We start from the raw sequence: 20,138 nt of genomic DNA, 5'->3' as shown, positions 1-20,138 counted from the left end.
CTGACGGGCAAGTGCAGCCGCGCCTGCAGCGTGATCGGGCTTTTCTCCCAATTTTTAGCTTTAGTCAAAATAACCCCCTTGTGGGTTTCGCGTGTCGGTGTATCCCAAACGTATGACGTTCGCGATGCGTGCGTCTGACACCGACCAACGAAACGAAAGGGGGGACATGTTCATTGGATTCAGACTGACGAAGCGGCTGGTCGTCAACGCCGTGGTTGCCCTGGTGCTGGCGCGGTTGCTGTTCATGGGCATGGACGGCTTGGACCGGTTTTCCGACACGTGGAACCGCACCTTTGGGGCGAGCATGCCCAACGCCAGCGGGTTGCGCGGCGCCGTCAACGGCGCACGCCAGGTGTTCCCGTCGGGGCTGGACGAGTATGCGCGCCAAGCCGAACGGGACGCGGCCCAAAGCACCACGCTCATGGACGTGTTTGCCAGCGTGTTCGGACGCGTGAAAAACGAGGAGGTCATGTTGCCCTCCACCATCAATTCCGCTGGAGGGGAGGGCTCGATCTATGACCGCTACGACCATTGACTTTGAGTGGCTGTCCATTCTCTCCGGGTGGTCCTTGCTCAACGACAGCGCGGCGCTGCTGCGCACCCCCGGCCAACGCTGGGCTGGCTTGGAGGGATTGCTCATCGGCTACGTCCTCATCGCTGGACAGTGGTTCGTCCTGGCCACCATGGCTGGAGCGCTGGCATGACCACCGTGGGCGCGGTATTGGCCGCCATGTTGGCTACAGCGTTCCTGGCCGCTGCCCTGGGCCTGGCCGGTATCCATTGGGTCAATGCCCGCCACGCCAGCGGGGCGCTTCGTGTGCGTTACCGCTGGCGTGCCCAGATCCTTGCCGGTTTGGCGTTGGCGTGGGTGCTTACCCTCGCGAGGCTGTCCACGTGAGCCGGCCACCTTACATGCAGATGGCCGTTCGCGTGCCACGGCAGCTGAAAGAGCGGCTGGAACAGGCGGCAGCCCGAGAGGGGCTGCATGCCAGCGAAATGGTTCGCTTGTTGCTTTGCGAGGGCTTGGCACGCCGTGCGGCGATCAATGGGCAGGGGTCCTCACGATCCGGTAGTTGAGCAGCGGCCGAACAAAGTTGGCCGGCGTGGACTTGTCCAACGGTTGGGCGCGCACCTGGTATTGCCCGCTCTCGCACAAGCGCAACAACTCAGCTTCGTCGTGGATCTCGCGCTGACCATCCTTGGTGTTGCCCATCTTGGCTACCCGGAACGCCACGTTTCCCGTGTCTCGGTCCCTCATCCGCACCGGGACGATCACCCTTCCATCGGGGCGAACCAGGTGGAAGGCTCGGGCAAAACGGTCGCCGTTGGACGCCCTAGCTGGTGAAATCGGGTCAGGCGGCGTGGCACGCTGGATCGGTGCCGGTGCCGGTGCCGGTGCCGGTGCCGGGCGAGGCGGAGCTGAAAGGGGCTGCGCTGGGGCCTTGTGACCCAACGCTTGGCGCGCCAGCTGCTTCTTGCGGCCCGGTTCAGTGGCGGTGTCACCGTCGATCCAGGCTTGAAAGGTCCCGTTGGCCGGGCTGGGGTGCGACGCAAACACCCATGTCCGGCCTTGGGCGCTGAAGGCTACCTCGTTGATTTCTTGGAAGTCGTTGAATTGCTGGCGCATGAGCGCCTTGACCCCCTTCATGTAGGCATCGGTGGTCCCCAACAAGACCACGCGCTCCACACTGTCAGGCAACGGGTCCAGGTGGCGTGCCACGCATGTTTTCATGGCTTCCAAAGGCAACGACGAACGCATGGCCTTGGGCATGATGGTGCCACTGCTGACCAGCTTGCCGTTGTCCATCACCGACAACCCGCAGCGCACCAAGGAGGCGGCGCCCATGTGGCGGCTTTCGGCGGTCAGGGCGTCGTTGATCGTTTGCCCACCCAGATCGATCCCAAGCTCGCGCAATACAGCTGCGAGGCGAGGGCGCATAGCACCCGCGAAGGCGACCCCATCGAAGCTCCCGTGTTGGGCGGCGGCAATTTGGGTGGCCCCCTTGGAAAACCCCAGGACCAAGGTTTTAGGGACGCTGGTTCCCCAGTAGCCGGGATTGGCACGGAGGTGCCAGCCTCCCTCTACACGCACATCAAGTCCTGGTGCATGGCATGCGCGGCACGCCTGCCAGCCGTGGTGAGTTGTCATGGGGCCTCCGCATGATCCTTGAAGGCCCATACAGTTAAAGCACGTGCGAGCGGTATGCAAGAGCTTTTTGTCGGCTAAATGTGGCGGAAAAATGGGATGGCATGGGATGGCGTGCAATAGCTGCGTGGCAGCACGGTGTGGAGTAGCCTGACACCATCATACGAAGGTCAATGGCATGGATGATCCGGCTGAGTTGAACATGGAAGCGTGGCCGGCTGAGGTGGCCTTCGTGCCCTACGTCGGCCGCGGCTACTGGAAGGGAGTTGAAGGGCGCCGCGTCTTGCTACTGGGCGAATCCCACTACCGGGAGGCTGGGTGGACCGACGCCCCCGTTATCACTCGTCCTTTCACCCGCAAGACGTTCGGCGACATGGAGACTTGCAACAGGAAAGGTGGTGGCAAGTTCTTTGATGAGCTGGATCGCCTGCTGACTGGTCAAAGCAGACCAAATGTTGTGGATGCCGCCAATGCATGGCAGCACGTTGCATTTTGCAACTTGTCCCAGTGCTTCGCCGGCACGAGAGCTGGCCACCGTCCGTCTGGAACCGACTTCAACCATGGGGGGGCGAGTGCTGGTAGAGGTGGTCCTACCCATTCTCCAGCCAGACGTGATACTCGTTCTTGGGCGCACTGCTTGGCGAAGATTCGATCACGGGAAGCCGTCGGACCAGCCAAGCTTCCATGCGAGCCATGCCAACTCCGAGGGCAGGAGGCGGCACTATCTGGAGGAGCGCAACGTATGGTCTCTCGATTACGGCAAGGGATGGGCGTGGATGACTTGGGTCTACCATCCATCCTGGAACGTAGACCGCTGGGAAGTTCGTGCCGCAGCTCTGAGGCATCTTTTGAAATACGCGAATGAAGGGCAAAGGATATGACGCACAATTCGTTGAAGGATGCGATCCGCGATGCGCTGGAGCCGCGTGCTGCCACGCGGCAGCCCACGGCGTTGGACATCGCACAGGAGGCCAGAGAGGCCAAGGCCAGCCTGGAATCGAACATGTCCTGCATGGCCCGCATCACTGTTCCCGCCGGCAGCGAGCGTCACCGGGCGGCTTTCCAACTGTTGAGGGCCTCGATGGACTACGGGCGTGCGTTGCTGTTCCTGTTGGAAACCCATCCCATCGATCTTCCAGCGGTGGCCTTGGCAATGCACCGCTCCCAGATTGAGCAATTCCTGCGGGCGGTGTTTGTCCAGTTCCTTGCCGACGACGAACAGCTGGCGGACTTTCTCCAGGAAGATCGGGGCCCTCGAAGGAAAAACGAGAAAGGAAAGTGGGTGGCTATTGCCCTCAAAGACCTGGCCGCGGACGTGGAGCAGGCCATTGCACGCATCGGGCAGGACGATGAGCCTCAGAAGCTGGCTCGGACGGTGACCAATTCGTGGGACCCTCTTTGCGGGCTGGTCCATGGCGGGAAGGCCATTCGGGTGATGTATCAAGATCCCAATGGACAGATCGGGGCGCACGTGCCGGCAGCCATTCTGTTTCAGACCACCGTCAACGCGGTGGCCACCACCAACTTGTGCGTCATTGCAGCACTGACGGCGGTTGGGGTTGGGGCCTTTGAGGAAAGCCCCGTTGTTGAACAGTGCGCCAGCGGGATGTTGCACTACATGCAACGGAGGAAAGCCCGCATGGAAGAGCTGGCCTGGCCGCCTTAAAGGACCGGTCGCGTATTGTCGCGCTGCTCTGTATCCCCGCCAACGATCGCTGGCGGGGAGAGTTGCAATCGGAGGTCTGCGAATCCTCGGTTTAGGCGGTGTGCCTTCTGGCCAAGGTATTCCCAGGTTGAGTCTGCGGCGTCGGATGGAGGCTTTTCGTTGAGGATCAGCTGGGCCGATGCCTTGAATCTCTCAAGAAGTGCTGCTTCATGCCCCGGTGGGTCCAGTTCAACGCGGCTGCGGGCCTCCGCTGCGTTGAGCTCCAGCATGTTCAGTTCGATCAGCGTGGCCATGGCAATGGCTGACCGGGTGGGCTCCGTCCTATTGCGGCGGCAGAGGTGGGTGATCCATGTCCACATGGGGTCAATTCGTCCTTGTTCGCCGACGCCCTAATCCTTGACGGGCGGCAACAGCTGCTCGATGAGTGCGTTGCGCTTCTTCGGTGGCAGCTCACCCAAAGCGCCCAGCAGTTCGGCAAAACGTTCCTGCTGGGCCACGCTCTGCTCGCCCAAAGCCAAGATCGCATCGGCCATCGCTGGGCTGGTCGCCAAGAGATAGGCCGGGGGCACCTCCAAGGCCTGGGCCAGCTCGAAGAGGGCTTCCAGGCTGATCGACATGCCCTCGGATTCATACCGAGAGATGCGGGCCGACGCAGCGTCCTTGTCCATCCCCATCCGCACTCCGACCTCGCGTTGGCTAAAGCCCCGCAGGACGCGGGCTTGGCGCAAACGCGCGGCAACCACGGCTCGGGGAGCGGGCGGGGCGGCAGTCACGGGCTGAACGGATGCAATGCAGGCATGCGGACAGGATGACCCAGAGGCTACGCCCCGGGTAGACTCTACGTGCCACGTAAGTTGGCCGCAAGATCCCAAATCTATTGGTGGGAACAGGGGGTTCCATGAAGAGGGTCAGAAGAACCGTGCTGATCGGGGCGTTTGCCCTGACTGCAGCGGCTGGAGCGCAGGCACAATCGAGGGCCGGATCGGACCTGCTTCGCCACATCGGCCGAGCCATCCAAGGCACGCCGAAGGTGGTCAGCGATAGGTCGCGGAGCCCTTACCTTGAGCCGCCTGGGACCTACTGGGACCTGGATCAGGAAGGCTTGGAAGGGGTTCAACACCTGCGGGCCGGAGTGACGGCTGTCGGAGGCAGGGGCGTGGACACCTGCGACATGCAGCTGCTGGCAATGGCCCATTCGGCCTATCGGATCGACGCCGACAAGCGCCAGTGGTGCCTGAGGCAATGGTGGCTGATGGACACGAAGGCCCACGGCGCCAACGGTGTCTCGGGCAATGATCCGGCTGCCATCGAGCGCCGTTATGGCCCGGCCTTCGACGCGCGCCTGCAGCGCTTCAAGGCCATCCGACGGTTTGCGATTCGTCCCACGTTCCAAGCGCTGGGCGATGTCGCCTACCGAGCCGACCGTGGGGTGCTGGAGGGATTCATCCCCATGCCTCAGGTGTCCGCGGCCGGGCAAAGCGTCACCGGCAAGGGCTTTGTGCCGTGGGTCCACCGCACCGCCGGAGGAGTGTCCAGCCCACCCAACGCCGGCCGCTTCCACCTGCTGATCCGAATGAATGCCCAAGAGGCCGCCAACTTGGCGCGACAAGGTCGCAGCTACCGAGACGACCTGGTGGTGTTCTCCGTCAACCGGGTCTGGGTGGACGGCACGGTGCCGAAGATGGACGTGACGATAGAGAAGGTTCGGCTCGGATACCGCGACGAAACGATCGACGTTGATTTGACCCATACGCAAGGAGCTCCGGCATGAAAGCAACCCTCGTTTCCCTCGGCCTGATCACCGCAGGGTTGGCTGCCTGCAGCAGCAAAGCTGATCTTCCCACCATCGAACAAGTCGCCCACGCTTACGAGGCGCATGCCAATGCCAACCTCTCCAGTGAAATGGGCCAACGAATCGAGGTCCGGGGTTGGAAAGACCTCACCGCGGATTGCACCTCAACTGGTCCCCAGCGTGCCACGTGCGTGACCGGTGGAACGTTGGACGTGGTCGGGTTCCAGGGCGGGCAGCAGTTGAAGCCCGATCCCGTCCCCGTGCCGCCGGCTTACGACTTCGTCTTTGAGAAGCAGCCCACCGGCTGGGTGCCGGCCGGAGCCCAGAAGAAGGGCTGACCTTGCCAAGGACCGGAATCGCGGTATGCATTGAGGAACACCACTTTAAGGAGGTCCCATGTCTTACAACGCTCACCACACCCCCGGCGGTCACATGCAGTGGGGCTTGTTGGCCCCCGCCACTGTGATCCTTGGGGGAGCGGGCTTGCTGTTTCTTGCCGGGGCCCAAGAGATCGGCCAGAACGAGGGCTACGGCTGGCAGGCCGGCCTGGCAGCCGCTGGTGGGGCAGCCGTGCTGCTCTTGCTGGCGATTCTCTACGTGTTGAACTGGCGAGCGGCCCGCGTGCGCGCGGCAAGGGCCAGCGGGCTCCCGGTTTCGCCGCCCAAAGGTGGCTTTGGAAAGGGCGCCCTGGTGGGCTTGCTCGTCGTCGTTGCCCTGCAGCTGGCCAGCGTTGCTGTGGGCCTGCTCTACCCGGGGTTGGAGGAGAGCGAGCGAAACTTCTTCACCTCCGTGCCCCCGATGGCTCTGACGGCGCTCATGCCGGTGGCCCTCATCGTCGGTGGCATCGCAGGCAAGCTTTGGCGCTCCACCAGCCTGTAAGATCAATCCATGTCCTTTGGGGCCCCCGCGAGGGGGCCTTTTTTTGTGCCAAGAAAAGCTCAGTGCCGCCACCGGTCGCTTCGCGCCGGCTTCTGTAAAAGCGGGGGTAGGAAAAGAGCGGATGACGCCTTCGGCGCGATAAGTGATGTTAGGAAAAGCTGCGGCCTTAGCTCCGCAGTTTTTGATTTTAGTCAATATTTTGTCCACCAGAACCGTGGACAAATTTTCAGGGCGATCTACCTTGGATACATGGGAAGGCAATAGTGCCAACCGACAAACAAGGATCTCGCCATGAACCACACGATGCTCATCACAAACGACACCATCACCGTCAAGGAAGCTCACGAAGCTGCGCATGCCGCTGCCAGCACTTTGTTTGACCAGTTGTCTGGGTATACCTATTCGACCGGCGCGGCGGGCTATCCCGCGTTCCAGTCTTCCGCTGAAGACGCATTGCTGGCTTTCCTGCTGAACCGCAATTGGGCAGAGCTGGGACGCGAAGACGACGAGCTGCTGGCTGAGCAAACCGTCTCTGTCAATGTGCAGCGTCAAGAGGACGGGGAGCTCCTCTATGAAGTGGGGCTCGACATCGAAGGGTCGGATTACGGCACCAATTGCAAGGTCAAAGACCTGGCGACGCTGAACGAATGGTTCGATGAAGAATGGATCGACGTGGAGTGCGCGGAGTGAGACGTGCTGACAAAAGAATACTCGCGTAAGAACAACCAATGTCCTTTAAGGCCCCCGCCAGGGGGCTTTTTTTTTGAAAAAAACAAAGCCCAGAGCCACTGCCGGTCGCTTCGCGCCGGCTTCTGTAAAAGCGGGGGTGGGAAAGGAGCAGGTGACGCCTTCGGCGCGAGAAGTGATGTTAGGAAAAAGTGCGGCCTCAGTGTCGCAGTTTTTGCTTTTAGTCAAGATTTTGTCCGCTACAGTCGTGGACAAAACTCCAGTGCGATCTACCTTGAATTTGTGGATGGGCAATCGCGCCTTCCGAAAACCACCAAGGAAATCGACATGAAAATTCATCACCTCGTCAGCGACGGAAACCAAGCGGTCGCCATCACGCAATCGGCATCGAGTGGTGGTGGTTACGCGCACCCGGTGAAGCTCTCCGCCATTCGCTTCAACGTGCAAGACGCTGAAGCGGCGCTTGGCGAGCTCAACAAGTCTGGCCACCGTCACGAGAAGGCGTTCGAAGTGATCGAGCGTTGGGACGTCGATGCTCGCAACCAAGGGCCAAAGTCAAAGTTCGGTCGAACCCTTGCCGCCCTTGTGGACGAAGCGCAGGGCCACTTGAAGGGGCCGGTGATCTACGAAGCCAAAAGCATGCAGGAGGACACCGCGCGTGCGCTCAACGCCGCAGCGAAGCAAGCCAGGCTTTCGCAGGTCCTTCCTGCTACAGGTGGCCCGAGCATGATCATCGGTGGGGAAGTGTGGAACCCGCGCCAAGAGGCCCAGAGCCAAGCGCCAGCTCCGGCGGCGGCCCTGGAACCTCCCCGTCAGCGCGTGCGTCTGTGACCGCCGTCCAAGGAAAGAGAAGTGCTTAAACCCGTCCGTTCCCCAGACTTGGCCACCCTTCCGTCCTCCCGGGGCTACTCCCGTGATCTGGAGCGCTTGCAGGCGGCCGCCGCGCGCGTGCAGGTCACGCGAAACGAAGCCGTGCGCCAAGTGCTCGCCATGTATGCCGCCAAACCTTACCCACTGAGCAGGCGTCGGCTGGGTGGGGAACGGGACGTGCGGCTGGCCTACCTTCCGCTGCAGCGCAGCGTCTTGGAGGCAGTGGAGCAGGGCGCGGTGAACGCGGAGATTTCCACCGCGGAGGCGGTGCGCCAGATCATCCGTGACTACGTCGAAGGACAACTGCTACGGAACCACGTTCGGGGCAGCCGCCATGGCTGACCGCCGCCCACCACCGCCTGGAAGTCCGAGCGCCGAGCTGATTCACGCGTGCGTCGAAGGAAGCCTTTTCCGTGCTCTACAGGCCCTGCGGCAGGGCGCTAACCCCAACGCGTGGCGCCTCAACGAAGGTCCTGCGCTCCATTCCGCACTTGCCCGGCCCCGCATCGTCGAAGCCCTCCTGCAAGCTGGTGCGCACCCTCAAGAGAGGAACCACTGGTGCGAGCGCCCGCTGGAAAAGCTGGCGGCGGACTACCGGTTGAGCGACAACGCCGACGAGCGCAATCGCTTTGAGCAGACGGCATTGCTGCTGTTGCGGCTGGGTGGCAACCCTCATCGGGGCAGCCCGTTCTGGAACACGCCATCGCTGAACGCGGCGATGCCGCACGTGGTGGCCGCGGTGGAAGCCGAACAACGCGCGGTGCTCCTGGAGCAGGCGTGGGCAGCCCAAGGAAGCGTCAGTGCAAAGCGGGCAAGGCTGTAGAGCCAACGGCCCAACGCCGCCACCGGTCGCTTCGCGCCGGCTTCTGTAGAAGCGGCGGTGGAAAAGAGCAGGTGACGCCTTCGGCGCGAGAAGTGATGTTAGGAATAACTGCGGCCTTAGCTCCGCAGTTCTAGAAATTAGTCAAGATTTTGTCCACTGCAACCGTGGACAAATCTCTAATGCGATCTACCTTGGGGTCAGGAAGAGCGCAACGCTTTTTCCACCGACTGGAACCGCCGACATGACCCTTTCTCTTCTCGCCATCGCTGCCCCCATCGCCCTTCCGTTTAGCGTCTGGTTGGCCCAGCGCCTCGAAAGCTGCATCGACCGTGCCCTTTGGGCGCACTGAGGGAAACGCCATGACCACGCGTGCCGCCCGACACCGCTATTACCCTTACGAGCGCAGCGATGGCTCTGTGTGTTACCTGCCAAAGCTGTTGCACGAGGGGATTCAGCGCTACCCACGAACGATTGCGCACTACCACCTGGTGCAGTGGCTGGGGGTGTCCAAGTTGCTCAGCAAAGACGAATACAAGCAAATGGCGTGGCTGGGCTCACAGCGGGGCACGCTCCGAAACACCCATGATTCAACGCAGGCTCGTCTCACCGGCTGACACCCTGGCAGGGCAAAATGGATTCATGACCCACGCTGCTGCTCCATCCACCCTTCAAGCCCCGGCCTACGGCCTGCTGCTCGCCCACACCGAGTGCCATTTCTGCCACGCGCCGACGCCCACCGCCGCGATCTGGGTGCCCTCGTTCGAGGAGCACGACGACGAGGACCTGGTGGATCAGGGGGGGGGCCGTGCTGCGCTACATCGAGCGTTTGGACAAGAACACTGCCGCTTTCGTGGCGGGCCACGCGCCCTGGCTTCGTTTCACCGCCACCCTGACGTCAGGGCAAACCTACCTGGCCATCACTGCACCTGCGGGGCCCTCCAAGGGGACCACTTCGTGTTCTCGCCGGATGGTCCCTACTGGCCCCAGAACGATGTCGAGCTTGCACGCCTGACGTTTGTCCAGGGCCTTGGCCCGCTCACCGCTCAAGCATCGGCAGGACAGAGCGCCTGGATGGACCGGGTCCCTCTGGCCTGCGCCCAGGCCTGACGGTATTCCCAAGTTCAACCCCGAATCAGTGTGCCGCTCGCGGCACGCCATTCAAGCCCCATGCGCTGCGCGCGGCCCCATCGCCCGGCTCTCCGGTCAAGGGCCATTCCAGGGCCCGTGTCCTCGCTTCGCTGCGGGCCGCGCCAGCCCTTCCATTTCCTCCCTTGACCGCGCCGAGCGGTGGGGCGGTGGGTTTCCCATTCCAGGACATCCCGACCGGATGCCCTGGGCGGGCCATCACTGACAAGAGGAACTGCGCATGTTCGAACCTTCTGATCTCATCCATTCCTACGCCCGCGCCCAGGCGATCGAGGACGGCGTCTTGGTGGACGTGTCCGACGTGGCCAAAGAAGCCGGTTTCAAGTTGCCCGTGGCCATCACCCGCGCTGCGTGGGCACGCTACGTCGAAGTGCCCAGAGGGTTGGAACTGCGCGGCCAGTCGGTGGACGGCCGGCTCTGGGACGTGCTTTTCATGCTCCACGTGGCCATCAAGCGGCAACAAGGCAACGGTTCGGAGCTCCAGTTCCAACTCCACGTGGATCTGCCCGATGCCGGTGACTGGTTGTCAAACGAAGCCCACCCGGAGGCCGGGTCTGGGCTGACGCGGTCGACCCATCGCCTTGTCAGGTTCAAGGCCTTGTGCGGGCCTGGGGATGCCCCGGAGCCGGTGGTCACTATCATGCTGCCCAACGAGGATTGAGAAAGGGAGAGGGGCGGGACACCGGCCCTCATCGTTTTCCCGTGCTGGTCCCGCCGCTACCATGGTGGGACGACAAGGGAGGGGTAGGGGATGGAAAAGTTCGATTGGTCGAAGGTGGAGTTTGCACGCACACCCTGGCGGAGCCGGGTTATCCCGGACGCGCTGCCCATCCTCATCCGGTGGGCGCAGGAGGGCGAAGCTCATTCCTACAGCGACCTGGCCCAAGAGCTGCACGACACCTTCGGACACGAGATCAAACCCCGCAAAGACCTCTACGGCACCGTCGCCGGGGGAGTGGCCCAAGCCCTGCAGTGGCTCAGCAAGCGGTGGAAGGAGCCCATCCCGCCCCTCCATGCAATCGTCGTCAACAAGAACACGAAACACCCTGGCGAGGGTGCCATAACGATTTCGCCGGCCTACTTCGCGGGCAAGAAGTTGGACACCGAGGAAGAGCGCCGCGCGCACCTGCGAGAGGCGATGGAAGACGTTTTCACCTATCCCAATTGGGACCAGGTCGCCCGCGCTCTGGGAGCCACCATGCTGACCCCGTCCGCGGGGGCGGTTGAAGAGGTGGCAGCGGATGCGCCTCTTCCCCTTCCTAAAGTCCAGGAAGGGGGGCGGCCAGAGAGCGACGAGCACAAAGCGTTGAAGGCGTGGGTGGCCAGCCATCCCGAAGAGTTCGTGGACTTTGGGTACTTCCCCATGGGGAGCAACGAGAAGTTGTTGAGCTCGGGTGACCGACTGGACGCGCATTTCGATAACGGAAGACATCGCCTGACGGTGGAAGTTAAAACCAGCAAGTGCTCGGAGGACGAACTCCAGCGAGGCGTCTATCAAGCGGTGAAATACCGCGCCGTTCTCCGGGCCGAGCAGAAGGCCATCCGCCACGTGCCCAACGGGGAGGCGGTGCTGGTGTCCACGCGCGCTCCGAACGCGGAAACCCGTGCGCTCATCAAGCGGCTGCAGGTGCGTTTCCAGCAGGTGCCGCTGGAGGCGGAGCAAGAATGAAGCCTGAGGAACTGGAACAACGTATTCGCCAAATCGATGGATTCGTTCGGGTGCTCACGCAGGAGTGCCACATCCTCGACGAGCGCCGGCACATTCTGTCCCCACTCATTCAAGATCCCGAGATTCAGGCAGGGCTGAAAGCCAAGCTGGACAAGACGCCCGGCGCCAATGCGTGGAACCACTTGGCTCCGCTTCTTGGACAAGACCTGGTGCGCGATCAGTCACGGCTTTTTCTGGACAACGATCCCAGGTCGGGTAGCCTGACCAACCTGTGGAGAAAGCTGCAAGCAGATCCAGGCATCAGGGAGCACTACCGGGAGCGCTACGGGCGCATGTTCGATCACTTCCACGACGAACCGATCAGTGACCTGCCGCCCGAAAGCTCGGCTGTTTTCCAGGAGAAGTTCAGACAGAGCGATCGGGACGAAAATTACTCGCGCTTCGATAATGGCTGGGAAAAGGTCTCCAATGAAATGGTGATCCTTTCGGCTGATCCCGTGGCAGCGAAAATCAAGACCCTACGGGACAAGCACCACGCCCACCTGGAAATGCGCAAGCTGGACGAGGAGCCTGGCGCGTTTGACATCAACACGCTTGGGTTGACCTTCAATGAGGTCTTGGCTTTTGGCGATCGCTGTCAGGCCATCGTGGCAGAGCTGGGGCTGCTGCTGACCGGGACCAGCTGGGATCCACAGCAATACGCGGCGGTTCACGAAGCCCAGGGCAAGGCGATGTGGAAAACCCTGGCTGGGGTTTGACTTCGAGGCACAACAGCGAAGAGCCCAGAAGCCGCCGCAGGTGGCCAAGCCACCTGCCTTCTGAAAAGCACGCTTGGTGCGAGGGCATTGCCTCCGGTCGGTTTTGGAGATCCGAAGCTTTGCCACTTCGAACGTGAGGGATGCCCCCCGCCTTCTTTGCCGTCAGGGGCATTTGAATTCAAAGCCCACCCAGTCGCTCGCTCCCAGGTCTTGCCAGTAGAACCGCGCGCCTAGACCCACGACGCTGCACGAGCAAGCCGCCGGCCAAACCGCGGTGCCTGGGTGGTTGACGAAGCCGTAACCTGGCATCGGAGTTAAGTTGGCGCGCAGCGCGTAGACACAGGCTTCCAAAGCCGGTGTTGGGCGGGTCACGCCAGGTGGCTCTGGCGTAAACGTGGGGGTGTCGTTCGTTTCGTATTGCCAGGTGCATGCCAACGAGGTGGCTTGAAGCTCGGCCAGGGTCCGGGGAGCGTTGCAGAAGATCGCCCAGCCGTAGTGCCCTCCGTCTCCCCACGAATGCCAAGATCGCCCGGTGTATTCGGGAAACGTCGGGGGTGGTGCGTTGGGTGTGCATGTATTGGCCTCGTTGCGACGAACCCCCGTCTCCGCCCAATTTGTCCAAGTGGTGAACGTCGGGCTGGGCAGCGACCACGTGGTGGCCGGGCAGTTGTAAGACCCCATCCTGGTCCGCCGCTGCTCGGCCTGCCACGTGTGCGATCCACTTTGGCCTGCCGGGCAAGCGGCACTCGCGGCGACCCACTGGGTTTCGGCTTGTGGGAAAGGTGCTGGGCAAGCCGCGCAGGTGGTGTTGGTTTGCGTCCAAGCGTCCCACGAACCGGTGCCCGTGCATGAGAAGGTCCGCCGCTGGCCGATCGAGCCAAACTGACCTGCAGGGCATCCCACGTTGCGGGTCTCGGGAGCAGGGCACGGAGTGCAGGTGCTGCTGGTCGTGGTCCAACTGCCGGCCGTCGTGGACCCAGCCCACGCCTCGTAAACACTCGGGTCGGTTCCGCAGTGGTGACGGCGGTGTTGGAACACCTGGCCCACCTGGCCCACTGGGCAGTTGATCGTTCGGTTCTCGCTCCACTCTCGGCACGGCATCGTGGTGCTGATCGGCGGCGGCGTGACCGGCGGTGAAGTGGGCGGAGCCGGAGGCGTCACGCTCACCGGGGGAGCGGGCGGCGTGACCGGTGGGGGCGTCGTGGGCGGAACGCTTGGTGGCGGGGCGGTTGGGGGCGACACCGGCGTGGAAGGTGGCACCGGCCCCACGGGCCCCACCGGGAATCCCACGGGCGGAGAACCGGGTGGAGTGGCCGGAGGTGTTGCTGGCGGCAATACTAGAGGCGATCCGGTCCACTCGCCTCCCAACAATCCGCTGTGGTAGACGAAGACCACGCGCGATTTGTCCGCACACGTGCGGCTCAGCAATCCGACGTCGAGTTGGCCGCCGGTGTTTCGAATCACCGACACGTCCGACACCTGCGCGTCCCACACCCCGCCCGCGTTGGCCGCGACCAGGGCCACGCACGCTTGACGAGGAAGGCCGGCGTAGCTCACGGAGAACGAATCGCCGAAGCGATCCACGGTGTAAGGCTGGACGTCCACCGCGCCGCCCCACGCGTTGGTCAAAACGTTTTCCCCGGCGCCGAGCTGGGATTCAGGGGCCAATCCATCGACCACCACGGCCGTGGTGCTCACCCCGCGGAACGTTCCCACCACCCCAAAACTGTTTTCGATACGACGGGACAGCTCGCGCAGGTTGCGCGTCTCGCTGCCCACCTTGGCCTTTGCATCGACCTGGCCAAAGAACAGGAACATCGCGCCCGTGGCGGCGGTCACGGCCCCGAGCGCAAGCAAGGCCTCGGTGAGGGTGAAGCCCAGCGCGCTGCGCACGCCCTTGGAAAGGCGGGTGAGGGTGGGCGAACAACGGGGGCGGGTTGTGTGCGTCATGCACTCAGCATGCGATGCACCTGGGATTCCGCAAGCCCCTGTTTTTAGTCAAAAAAAGGTCGATTTTTCATCTTGACATTGCTCGGCGATCTGGTTGCATGAGGTCAAGTGAGTGGGTCGACCTACTCACGAACGTAGCTCCAAACAACCCAAGAGACCGCCACCATGATTGAAAGCCCCGCCAACTTGTCCCGCCTTATTGCTGGCCTTCCTTTCGCGCACATCCCTCCCACGGTTCCCGCGTTCCTGCCCGAAGGCAAGCTTCGCCGGCAAGCCCGCCTGGCGCGCGAGCAACGCCACTTCGAGCGCCAGCTGCGCAAGGAGCTGAAATGGAAATGACCACAGACCGGCGTGCTCAACGGCTTCTGGATGCCATCGAGCACCGCAACCCACAGGCTTTGAAGAGAACCATTGCGGCCATCCGCGAGGCACGTCTGAAGGCGTGGAGGGGCCTGACGGCTTTCCCGTCCTTGGACCACCCGGTGGGGCCCAACGGAATCACCGCTTTCCACGTCGCTTGCATGGCGTGGCACGTGAACCAGGATGACCCGGCCAAGCGACAGTGCTACGACAAGATGGCTGGAATGCTGGCTGAAGCCGGAGCGGACGTGTTCGCGGAGTTCGGTCCGGCAAAACAACGCTGGACGATCATCGAAGCACTGCATGGCGCTGCGCCACCGTCTGTCAAAGCATGGATGGCCTCTCAGCCGTTCGATCTGCATTGCTCGGCGTCAAACACCGCCCACACGCTGCGGTGGGACTGCCGTCGTCCAGCCGCCTTGTCGGAAGGATAGAAAATAATCCAAGGGCTGAACGGCCCGAAAGGGTTGCAAAAACATGCACTTGCGCTATGGCAGCGTCGGAGTAGATTCGATAGGAACCCCTATCTACTCACGAAAGGATGTCCTATGCGACTGTGCAACTTCTCACTCAAGGGTGGCGTCGGCCGCACGACGCTGGCCCTGAATCTAGCCGGGTGCTATGCCCGTGACCCCAGCCTGCGTGTGCTGGTCAATGACCGGGACCCCCAAGGCGGGGCCTGCGCGCTTGCCTCACTGTCGGACGAAACACCGTTCAGTGTCGGGCGATCGCGCTCCCCTGGCTTCGACGTGGAGATCACCGACACCCCGCCGCGTCTGCCGGACAACGAGGTGATTCCCGAGGCGGACCTCTACCTGGTGCCCACGTTGCTCGACGGGGCCAGCTTTCTTATCTTTCTGCGAACCGTGGATGTGCTGGAGAAGAAGGGAAAGCGTTACCTGCCCATCGCCAACCGGGCCAACGAGAAGCGGGCAGCCCATCGACGCCGCCTGGAGCACCCCAAGATGTCGGGCGCCATTCTGGTGCGGGATCGTGCGTTGTTTGCGGACTGCTACGAGGAGGGAAAGACCGTGTTCGACGCCAACGGCCGCTGGGCCCGGGTGGCCCAGGAGGAGATCCACGCCCTGGCGGTCCGGGTGCGCGATACCTTGGCCGCTGGTGCAGGCCGGAGGGCTGCGGCATGATGGAGCTTCCCTTGGTTTCCCTCCCAGATCCACTCATGGCCACTCGCAAAGCTCCTGCCAAGAAGGCTGCCACCAAGAAGGCCGCGGCGAAGAAGGCGGCCAAGCGCACGTTGGACGACGTCAAGGACGTGACCCATACCAAGCCCCGCCGGGCCAGCAAAGCGGACAGTCTGCCTGTTGCCCGCATCCCGGAGCATCTGTTGCTGGGGCCGGGCGACTACCCGGAGCGCAAGTCCTATTTTGACTACGACGACAGCCAGAAGGCGGGCAGCGTCGGAGGAAAGCGGGTTCACATGGTCATGCCCCGATCGGTCACCCTCCACGACTACCGTCGTCGGGAGGACGGGCTGCGCCACCACCGGGCCATGGTGACGATCCCACCAAAGCTCCGCGAGAACATCGCCAAGCTGTTTGGCTTCGACGATTCGGAAGACGCCGGCAGTGAAGTCGCGTTGACCACCGCCATGGTGGCGTTGGCCGACTACGCGGCGGCTTCGCTCATCAAGGACAAGACGCTGTTGATCGTGAGCTCGCCGGTGGACGAGCACGCGGAGGACCGCAAGGCGGCCCGAGTGGCGGTGCGGAATCTGGGGATAAGCAAGAACGGGAAGATTTACTGAGCGTGGCACTTGGCCCTCTGACTGCTGATCAAGAGAACGCCATTTGGGCCACGACTTGGCGTGTCCCAGGCATGACGGCTCAGCCGTTGACCGGTTGGTTGCTTCACTCGATGGGAATCTGGGCAGACAAGCGCACGCTTTCCGATCGGTTGCTCAAGATTTTTAAGGTCTCCGCCAAGACTTGGGAGGCTGGGATTCCACGCAGGCCTAAGAAGCGCCAGCAGGTCTGCGATGGCCTGGTTGCTTACGCCCGGCAAAGCCATGCTGAGCTGATGCCGGAGTGTGCGGAGCGCCAAGCCCGTGCGATGGAGCGAGGTGCACGCGCTCTGTCCGAACATCCAACGCTCCCCCCGTGTAACTTCTTCCACCACACGCTTGGTATCGCAGGCGGAGATAGGCTGGAAGCACTGGCGGTTGCATTCGACCAGGTTTCCGCCGACGTCCTGCATGGGCGGTTGTCCAGGGACAGTCTGTCAGCGGCGGTGGTCAAAGCAGCAGCAGAAGTGGTTGGGCTACCTGCGGGAGGTATACACCCGGATAGCCGACTGGATCCCGGCCTGGATGCGTTGCTCCTGCTATTGGCTCAGATGGATCACGACCTCACCACTCCTCTGATGGCTAACGCGGGTGAGATCAACAGCTTGGTGGCACTGTTGATTGATGCGCGTGGGAGTGGGGCGAGGAAGCGGGTTCAGCACCGACTTCTGGACATCTATTACGCCTTGGCGCTTGCTGCGGCCGGGCGTAACCTGCCTGAGAGCTTGCCGAAGGTCCGAGAAATTGAAGACGTGCTCATGGGCGGCCCGCCCGAATCCGGTGGCCAGTCCTGGGTGGTGCGTTGGCGCAATGGAACCAAAGCGCTTCGAGAAGAGGACGTGCTATCGGTGATCGCGCACGTCGGACACGCTACGGGGAAAGACGTTTCATGGACCATGCGACGTCTCTATGTCGCCGCCCAAGCGTGGGGGAGGGTGGAAGAGCAGGGTGCGGAGGCAGTAGAGCTGGCCGGTGAGCGCTACCTCCAATGGTGGAATGCTCTGTGCAACCAGGGCCGGGTGAAGACCCCATGGGTCCAGCCCTACTGGTCCCAGTTTTCGACAGGCAAAAGATGAAGCGGCTCCCCTCACTTCGAGGCGGAGCCGCCATGGCTCACTTGCCGTTCCGCTTTGCAACCACCGAGGCTGCTTTGGCCTTGAACGCCCGTTGTTGAGGGGAGGGGCTGGGTTGGCGATCCACCGCGCTTTGGATACGTCGCTGGGCAGTCTGGGTCATTGGGGTCTTCTTGCTGTTGCTCATCGTGTTGTCCTTCCAAGAGATCGGGGTGAGCGGTCAGCCTAGAGGTGAGAAGCGGGGACGGTAGTTAGAAATCTTGGGAGTTTGATGAGCTCTTGAGACAGTTGGGACCAGTCAGGCGCTTACATCGGTAGGGGCGTGTTGCTCAACTTGAATGACTCCTGTTCAGTCACCCTCCTTCGCAACGCCTCCTTGGACATCTTGGCTGGAGCGTCCAGGGTGAGCTCCTTTCCGTCCAACGAACGGTAAAACGGATCGTCCACCCCCGCGCTGACGTAAACGACCAGGTCCGGCCCGATGGTCAACAGGCCTGCATCGAACAGTGCGTGGATGTCCTTTCGGAGCAATAGGCCGTTGTTCAGAGCGTTGGTGGAAGCTCCGTTGTAAGGGACGATGTGAGCGGCGTCGATGACGCTGGCCAGGGCGGTCCCGGTGACCATGCACACCGCTCCGTAGTGAGCGACTAGGCGCTTGCGAAACTCAGCCTGGCCCTCTCGGATCACCCGGAGGACCTGCTCCATTCGCTTCCCCTCTGCTGCGGCAGCATCAGGAGCGGGGGGCAGTGGCTTTTCCACCCTTAATCGCCCGCTCTCCTCAAGGACGCCCTGGAGGGCTTGGATCACTTCGTGACTGAAAAGCTCTGATGCCGGGCGCAACTGAAGGTCAATCCCGGACCGGTGCCGGATGTGCGCCAACAGAAGTGCGGCGTCCTCCACATACTTGAGTTTCTTTTCGCGCATGCTCCAAAGTTGGTTAAGCTCGCCCAAGCTCAAGACCTTCAGCGCCAACCTGAGATCGCGGCTGGTCATCCGTAGTTGACTGGTTCCCTTCTCCAAATGCTGGCGAACCAGGTATTCCTCCAACTCCGGTGGGTTTGCATCTTCGTCAGCGCGGATAGTGAACAGGCTGCTGAAAGGCTTGTTGAATTGCTCCTTCCACTTCTTCTTTCGCCGCTGAGGCTTCGACGGGCTCCGGTTAGCCTTATTGTCGCTTCCCTTGTCCTGATCCTTTTCGTCCATGTCGGTCAATTGATTGTCTGAGCTTGCCTCAATGGTAAGGGATCCCTGGTGTCCGGGCGCCCTTTCGACTGGCGCTTGCGGGCTTTCAACCACGCCGCCGCCAGATCGTCCACGTCGGCCTGCAGCGCGGCCCGTTCCCCAGGCAGCCATGCCCTCAACTTGCCACTGGCCACGCCCGCGTCGCGCTTCGTCAAACGCCGCCTTGCTTCCAACCACTGGGATTTCGTTTCCTGCTCTCGTGTGGCTTGGCGCTGGGTCCGCATGCGAACCGCGTTGGGCTTGTCGCTGTAAGCCGGGACATGGTCTTTGCCCTGGCTGGGCCAAGGGGTTTCGTGCGCGCCCTGTCGCCGCGAGCGGATCTGGCTCAGGCTTGGATATCGGACCATCCACCGGTTCTCAAAGGTGCGGTCGGGAGGGGGCGCTTCCACTTGGGGCAGGGGGGTGACCAAGGCGTGGAGGGCGATCAGTTGCCACACCGCCGATTGAAAAACATCCTCGATTAACCGGAAGGCCACCACATCGGGATGTTCCAGCCGTTGGCCCTGGTGCATGTTGCGCAAGAGCGCGGCCAAGTCGTTTCGCGTCAGATCGGCACGGTGGGCCAGTGGCCACCCCAGCATCCAGCCGTCCGAATGCCTCTGGACGTGAACGACGAACCGGGGGTGCATCCAGCGCTCTTGGAGCTGGGCAAGGACGGTGGCTGGCTTGGCAAAGCGCCCCACCTCGACAAGGTGGTTGTCGGAGCGCTGCAGGACAAACAGCCGGTCGGCCAGCAGGGCGTCCAGGGGTTCTGGTGGCAGCCGCTGGCTCAACTCCGGCCAGGCCAACAGGTCACGGCCGCTCCGCTCGGTGATGCAGCGCTTGCAAGCCATGCGCAGGTTCTCGGTGTCCCTTGGGCCGGCTAGGCTCAACGGAACGAGCGGTGAGAGCCCCCATGAATGGCGACGGTCCAAGTCCAGGGGGGCGGTGCAGAAAGCGCACACAGGGCTTTCGGAACGGCGGGCCACGTCCAGCGCCCAACGGGGAGTGGCAGGCGCACGGACGCCATGGAAGGCCAGCACGCGACGGGCAAACGCGTCCAGGTCAGCGGTGTTCATGTGAGCACTCATGAAACGACAGCAGGCGGATCGTTGATGGCCAATGGCGGTGAATGGAGGCCATGGCGCGCACCCTCGTTTGACTAAAACGAATTGGTGCGAGGGATTTGCGGCTTCCTTCCAGTGGTTCTTTGGCTGCCCACGGATGATTCGGAAAACACGGTGTCGGTGTATCCAATGGCACCGCATGCGTTTGACTAAAACCAACGTGGCTTGGG

General features: G+C 62.4%; 27 protein-coding genes. 20 read left to right on the top strand and 7 right to left on the bottom strand.

What is annotated here, in order from left to right:
- Nucleotides 1-166 precede the first annotated feature (166 nt).
- From H4O10_RS10270 to H4O10_RS10260, 3 genes are read left to right on the top strand one after another with little or no spacing between them, the layout of a single operon-like run.
- Nucleotides 167-535: a hypothetical protein gene (locus H4O10_RS10270; protein WP_049430712.1), complete on the top strand. Its 369-nt coding sequence runs from the start codon at nucleotides 167-169 to the stop codon at nucleotides 533-535.
- Nucleotides 516-704, top strand: coding sequence for a hypothetical protein (locus H4O10_RS10265; protein ID WP_104920664.1), 189 nt, complete (start codon nucleotides 516-518; stop codon nucleotides 702-704). Before H4O10_RS10270 ends, H4O10_RS10265 begins: the two co-directional genes overlap by 20 nt.
- On the top strand, nucleotides 701-898 hold the full coding sequence (locus H4O10_RS10260; RefSeq protein WP_107432809.1) for a hypothetical protein: 198 nt from the start codon (nucleotides 701-703) through the stop codon (nucleotides 896-898). Before H4O10_RS10265 ends, H4O10_RS10260 begins: the two co-directional genes overlap by 4 nt.
- Nucleotides 899-1,042: 144 nt before the next feature.
- Here H4O10_RS10260 and H4O10_RS10255 read toward each other — a convergent pair whose 3' ends face one another.
- The gene (locus tag H4O10_RS10255; protein WP_146256930.1) at nucleotides 1,043-2,149 is read right to left on the bottom strand and encodes a hypothetical protein; all 1,107 of its coding nucleotides are present in this window, start codon (nucleotides 2,147-2,149) and stop codon (nucleotides 1,043-1,045) included.
- Nucleotides 2,150-3,023: 874 nt separating this feature from the next.
- Here H4O10_RS10255 and H4O10_RS10250 point away from each other — a divergent pair.
- Complete coding sequence (locus H4O10_RS10250; protein ID WP_054172066.1) at nucleotides 3,024-3,812, top strand: hypothetical protein; 789 nt, start codon at nucleotides 3,024-3,026, stop codon at nucleotides 3,810-3,812.
- On the opposite strand, the gene H4O10_RS10245 is transcribed toward H4O10_RS10250, so the two are convergent.
- Complete coding sequence (locus H4O10_RS10245; protein WP_146256931.1) at nucleotides 3,809-4,105, bottom strand: hypothetical protein; 297 nt, start codon at nucleotides 4,103-4,105, stop codon at nucleotides 3,809-3,811. The genes H4O10_RS10250 and H4O10_RS10245 overlap by 4 nt on opposite strands.
- A 96-nt stretch (nucleotides 4,106-4,201) precedes the next feature.
- The gene (locus H4O10_RS10240; protein WP_257960225.1) at nucleotides 4,202-4,555 is read right to left on the bottom strand and encodes a helix-turn-helix transcriptional regulator; all 354 of its coding nucleotides are present in this window, start codon (nucleotides 4,553-4,555) and stop codon (nucleotides 4,202-4,204) included.
- A gap of 413 nt (nucleotides 4,556-4,968) precedes the next feature.
- On the opposite strand from H4O10_RS10240, the gene H4O10_RS10235 reads away from it, so the two are divergent.
- From H4O10_RS10235 to H4O10_RS10185, 11 genes are all read left to right on the top strand, one after another.
- Complete coding sequence (locus H4O10_RS10235; protein WP_257960224.1) at nucleotides 4,969-5,583, top strand: hypothetical protein; 615 nt, start codon at nucleotides 4,969-4,971, stop codon at nucleotides 5,581-5,583.
- A complete protein-coding gene (locus H4O10_RS10230; RefSeq protein ID WP_061478925.1) occupies nucleotides 5,580-5,942 on the top strand; it encodes a hypothetical protein in 363 nt (120 codons plus the stop codon). Before H4O10_RS10235 ends, H4O10_RS10230 begins: the two co-directional genes overlap by 4 nt.
- 58 nt (nucleotides 5,943-6,000) lie before the next feature.
- A complete protein-coding gene (locus H4O10_RS10225; RefSeq protein WP_061478924.1) occupies nucleotides 6,001-6,483 on the top strand; it encodes a hypothetical protein in 483 nt (160 codons plus the stop codon).
- A gap of 291 nt (nucleotides 6,484-6,774) precedes the next feature.
- Nucleotides 6,775-7,173: a hypothetical protein gene (locus H4O10_RS10220; protein ID WP_111008242.1), complete on the top strand. Its 399-nt coding sequence runs from the start codon at nucleotides 6,775-6,777 to the stop codon at nucleotides 7,171-7,173.
- A gap of 3 nt (nucleotides 7,174-7,176) precedes the next feature.
- Complete coding sequence (locus H4O10_RS10215; RefSeq protein ID WP_125895663.1) at nucleotides 7,177-8,001, top strand: hypothetical protein; 825 nt, start codon at nucleotides 7,177-7,179, stop codon at nucleotides 7,999-8,001.
- A gap of 21 nt (nucleotides 8,002-8,022) precedes the next feature.
- Complete coding sequence (locus H4O10_RS10210) at nucleotides 8,023-8,382, top strand: hypothetical protein (protein ID WP_146256932.1); 360 nt, start codon at nucleotides 8,023-8,025, stop codon at nucleotides 8,380-8,382.
- Nucleotides 8,375-8,863: a hypothetical protein gene (locus H4O10_RS10205; protein WP_146256933.1), complete on the top strand. Its 489-nt coding sequence runs from the start codon at nucleotides 8,375-8,377 to the stop codon at nucleotides 8,861-8,863. Before H4O10_RS10210 ends, H4O10_RS10205 begins: the two co-directional genes overlap by 8 nt.
- A gap of 359 nt (nucleotides 8,864-9,222) precedes the next feature.
- The gene (locus H4O10_RS10200) at nucleotides 9,223-9,477 is read left to right on the top strand and encodes a hypothetical protein (protein ID WP_088470576.1); all 255 of its coding nucleotides are present in this window, start codon (nucleotides 9,223-9,225) and stop codon (nucleotides 9,475-9,477) included.
- A 752-nt stretch (nucleotides 9,478-10,229) separates the two neighbouring features.
- Entirely contained in the window at nucleotides 10,230-10,670 is a 441-nt protein-coding gene (locus H4O10_RS10195; protein WP_111118680.1) for a DUF6573 family protein, read from the top strand.
- A gap of 90 nt (nucleotides 10,671-10,760) precedes the next feature.
- On the top strand, nucleotides 10,761-11,678 hold the full coding sequence (locus H4O10_RS10190) for a hypothetical protein (RefSeq protein ID WP_111118681.1): 918 nt from the start codon (nucleotides 10,761-10,763) through the stop codon (nucleotides 11,676-11,678).
- Nucleotides 11,675-12,436 (top strand): hypothetical protein, encoded by a 762-nt coding sequence (locus H4O10_RS10185; RefSeq protein ID WP_088470579.1) that lies wholly within the window; start codon nucleotides 11,675-11,677, stop codon nucleotides 12,434-12,436. The genes H4O10_RS10190 and H4O10_RS10185 overlap by 4 nt, the downstream gene beginning before the upstream one ends.
- Before the next feature lie 162 nt (nucleotides 12,437-12,598).
- Here H4O10_RS10185 and H4O10_RS10180 read toward each other — a convergent pair whose 3' ends face one another.
- Entirely contained in the window at nucleotides 12,599-14,386 is a 1,788-nt protein-coding gene (locus tag H4O10_RS10180; protein WP_164227174.1) for a type 4 pilus major pilin, read from the bottom strand.
- A 165-nt stretch (nucleotides 14,387-14,551) separates the two neighbouring features.
- Between H4O10_RS10180 and H4O10_RS10175 the strand changes: the two genes are divergently transcribed.
- The 5 genes from H4O10_RS10175 to H4O10_RS10155 all read left to right on the top strand — a co-directional run bounded on the left by H4O10_RS10175 (nucleotide 14,552) and on the right by H4O10_RS10155 (nucleotide 17,623).
- Nucleotides 14,552-14,725: a hypothetical protein gene (locus H4O10_RS10175; RefSeq protein WP_156476632.1), complete on the top strand. Its 174-nt coding sequence runs from the start codon at nucleotides 14,552-14,554 to the stop codon at nucleotides 14,723-14,725.
- Nucleotides 14,716-15,180 carry a hypothetical protein gene (locus H4O10_RS10170; RefSeq protein ID WP_049430686.1) on the top strand — a complete coding sequence of 155 codons (465 nt, stop codon included), beginning with the start codon at nucleotides 14,716-14,718 and terminating at the stop codon, nucleotides 15,178-15,180. The genes H4O10_RS10175 and H4O10_RS10170 overlap by 10 nt, the downstream gene beginning before the upstream one ends.
- Nucleotides 15,181-15,294: 114 nt before the next feature.
- Nucleotides 15,295-15,891 (top strand): ParA family protein, encoded by a 597-nt coding sequence (locus H4O10_RS10165; RefSeq protein ID WP_111118652.1) that lies wholly within the window; start codon nucleotides 15,295-15,297, stop codon nucleotides 15,889-15,891.
- A 35-nt stretch (nucleotides 15,892-15,926) separates the two neighbouring features.
- Complete coding sequence (locus H4O10_RS10160) at nucleotides 15,927-16,511, top strand: hypothetical protein (protein ID WP_239501099.1); 585 nt, start codon at nucleotides 15,927-15,929, stop codon at nucleotides 16,509-16,511.
- A 71-nt stretch (nucleotides 16,512-16,582) separates the two neighbouring features.
- Nucleotides 16,583-17,623 (top strand): hypothetical protein, encoded by a 1,041-nt coding sequence (locus tag H4O10_RS10155; RefSeq protein ID WP_239502937.1) that lies wholly within the window; start codon nucleotides 16,583-16,585, stop codon nucleotides 17,621-17,623.
- A 37-nt stretch (nucleotides 17,624-17,660) separates the two neighbouring features.
- Here H4O10_RS10155 and H4O10_RS10150 read toward each other — a convergent pair whose 3' ends face one another.
- The 3 genes from H4O10_RS10150 to H4O10_RS10140 all read right to left on the bottom strand — a co-directional run bounded on the left by H4O10_RS10150 (nucleotide 17,661) and on the right by H4O10_RS10140 (nucleotide 19,920).
- The gene (locus H4O10_RS10150; protein ID WP_161770786.1) at nucleotides 17,661-17,807 is read right to left on the bottom strand and encodes a hypothetical protein; all 147 of its coding nucleotides are present in this window, start codon (nucleotides 17,805-17,807) and stop codon (nucleotides 17,661-17,663) included.
- 119 nt (nucleotides 17,808-17,926) lie between these two features.
- Nucleotides 17,927-18,823, bottom strand: coding sequence for an HNH endonuclease (locus H4O10_RS10145; RefSeq protein ID WP_111118653.1), 897 nt, complete (start codon nucleotides 18,821-18,823; stop codon nucleotides 17,927-17,929).
- 5 nt (nucleotides 18,824-18,828) lie between these two features.
- Nucleotides 18,829-19,920, bottom strand: a complete 1,092-nt coding sequence (locus H4O10_RS10140) for a hypothetical protein (RefSeq protein WP_049430681.1) — start codon at nucleotides 19,918-19,920, stop codon at nucleotides 18,829-18,831.
- Nucleotides 19,921-20,138 lie beyond the last annotated feature (218 nt).

This window comes from Stenotrophomonas sp. I18B00994 (assembly GCF_014145825.1).
Classification (GTDB): Bacteria; Pseudomonadota; Gammaproteobacteria; order Xanthomonadales; family Xanthomonadaceae; genus Stenotrophomonas; species Stenotrophomonas maltophilia.
This window is presented reverse-complemented; position numbering and strand designations above follow the sequence as displayed.

Excerpts from the sequence above, each read along its gene's own strand:
- H4O10_RS10255 (WP_146256930.1), bottom strand. The coding sequence starts at position 2,149 with ATGACAACTCACCACGGCTGGCAGGCGTGCCGCGCATGCCATGCACCA.
- H4O10_RS10265 (WP_104920664.1), top strand. The coding sequence starts at position 516 with ATGACCGCTACGACCATTGACTTTGAGTGGCTGTCCATTCTCTCCGGG.
- H4O10_RS10250 (WP_054172066.1), top strand. The coding sequence starts at position 3,024 with ATGACGCACAATTCGTTGAAGGATGCGATCCGCGATGCGCTGGAGCCG.
- H4O10_RS10160 (WP_239501099.1), top strand. The coding sequence starts at position 15,927 with ATGGCCACTCGCAAAGCTCCTGCCAAGAAGGCTGCCACCAAGAAGGCC.
- H4O10_RS10270 (WP_049430712.1), top strand. The coding sequence starts at position 167 with ATGTTCATTGGATTCAGACTGACGAAGCGGCTGGTCGTCAACGCCGTG.
- H4O10_RS10230 (WP_061478925.1), top strand. The coding sequence starts at position 5,580 with ATGAAAGCAACCCTCGTTTCCCTCGGCCTGATCACCGCAGGGTTGGCT.
- H4O10_RS10145 (WP_111118653.1), bottom strand. The coding sequence starts at position 18,823 with ATGGACGAAAAGGATCAGGACAAGGGAAGCGACAATAAGGCTAACCGG.
- H4O10_RS10200 (WP_088470576.1), top strand. The coding sequence starts at position 9,223 with ATGACCACGCGTGCCGCCCGACACCGCTATTACCCTTACGAGCGCAGC.
- H4O10_RS10220 (WP_111008242.1), top strand. The coding sequence starts at position 6,775 with ATGAACCACACGATGCTCATCACAAACGACACCATCACCGTCAAGGAA.
- H4O10_RS10185 (WP_088470579.1), top strand. The coding sequence starts at position 11,675 with ATGAAGCCTGAGGAACTGGAACAACGTATTCGCCAAATCGATGGATTC.
- H4O10_RS10155 (WP_239502937.1), top strand. The coding sequence starts at position 16,583 with ATGACGGCTCAGCCGTTGACCGGTTGGTTGCTTCACTCGATGGGAATC.
- H4O10_RS10150 (WP_161770786.1), bottom strand. The coding sequence starts at position 17,807 with ATGAGCAACAGCAAGAAGACCCCAATGACCCAGACTGCCCAGCGACGT.
- H4O10_RS10175 (WP_156476632.1), top strand. The coding sequence starts at position 14,552 with ATGATTGAAAGCCCCGCCAACTTGTCCCGCCTTATTGCTGGCCTTCCT.
- H4O10_RS10170 (WP_049430686.1), top strand. The coding sequence starts at position 14,716 with ATGGAAATGACCACAGACCGGCGTGCTCAACGGCTTCTGGATGCCATC.
- H4O10_RS10180 (WP_164227174.1), bottom strand. The coding sequence starts at position 14,386 with ATGACGCACACAACCCGCCCCCGTTGTTCGCCCACCCTCACCCGCCTT.
- H4O10_RS10260 (WP_107432809.1), top strand. The coding sequence starts at position 701 with ATGACCACCGTGGGCGCGGTATTGGCCGCCATGTTGGCTACAGCGTTC.
- H4O10_RS10245 (WP_146256931.1), bottom strand. The coding sequence starts at position 4,105 with ATGGCCACGCTGATCGAACTGAACATGCTGGAGCTCAACGCAGCGGAG.
- H4O10_RS10140 (WP_049430681.1), bottom strand. The coding sequence starts at position 19,920 with ATGAACACCGCTGACCTGGACGCGTTTGCCCGTCGCGTGCTGGCCTTC.
- H4O10_RS10205 (WP_146256933.1), top strand. The coding sequence starts at position 8,375 with ATGGCTGACCGCCGCCCACCACCGCCTGGAAGTCCGAGCGCCGAGCTG.
- H4O10_RS10190 (WP_111118681.1), top strand. The coding sequence starts at position 10,761 with ATGGAAAAGTTCGATTGGTCGAAGGTGGAGTTTGCACGCACACCCTGG.
- H4O10_RS10225 (WP_061478924.1), top strand. The coding sequence starts at position 6,001 with ATGTCTTACAACGCTCACCACACCCCCGGCGGTCACATGCAGTGGGGC.
- H4O10_RS10165 (WP_111118652.1), top strand. The coding sequence starts at position 15,295 with ATGCGACTGTGCAACTTCTCACTCAAGGGTGGCGTCGGCCGCACGACG.
- H4O10_RS10195 (WP_111118680.1), top strand. The coding sequence starts at position 10,230 with ATGTTCGAACCTTCTGATCTCATCCATTCCTACGCCCGCGCCCAGGCG.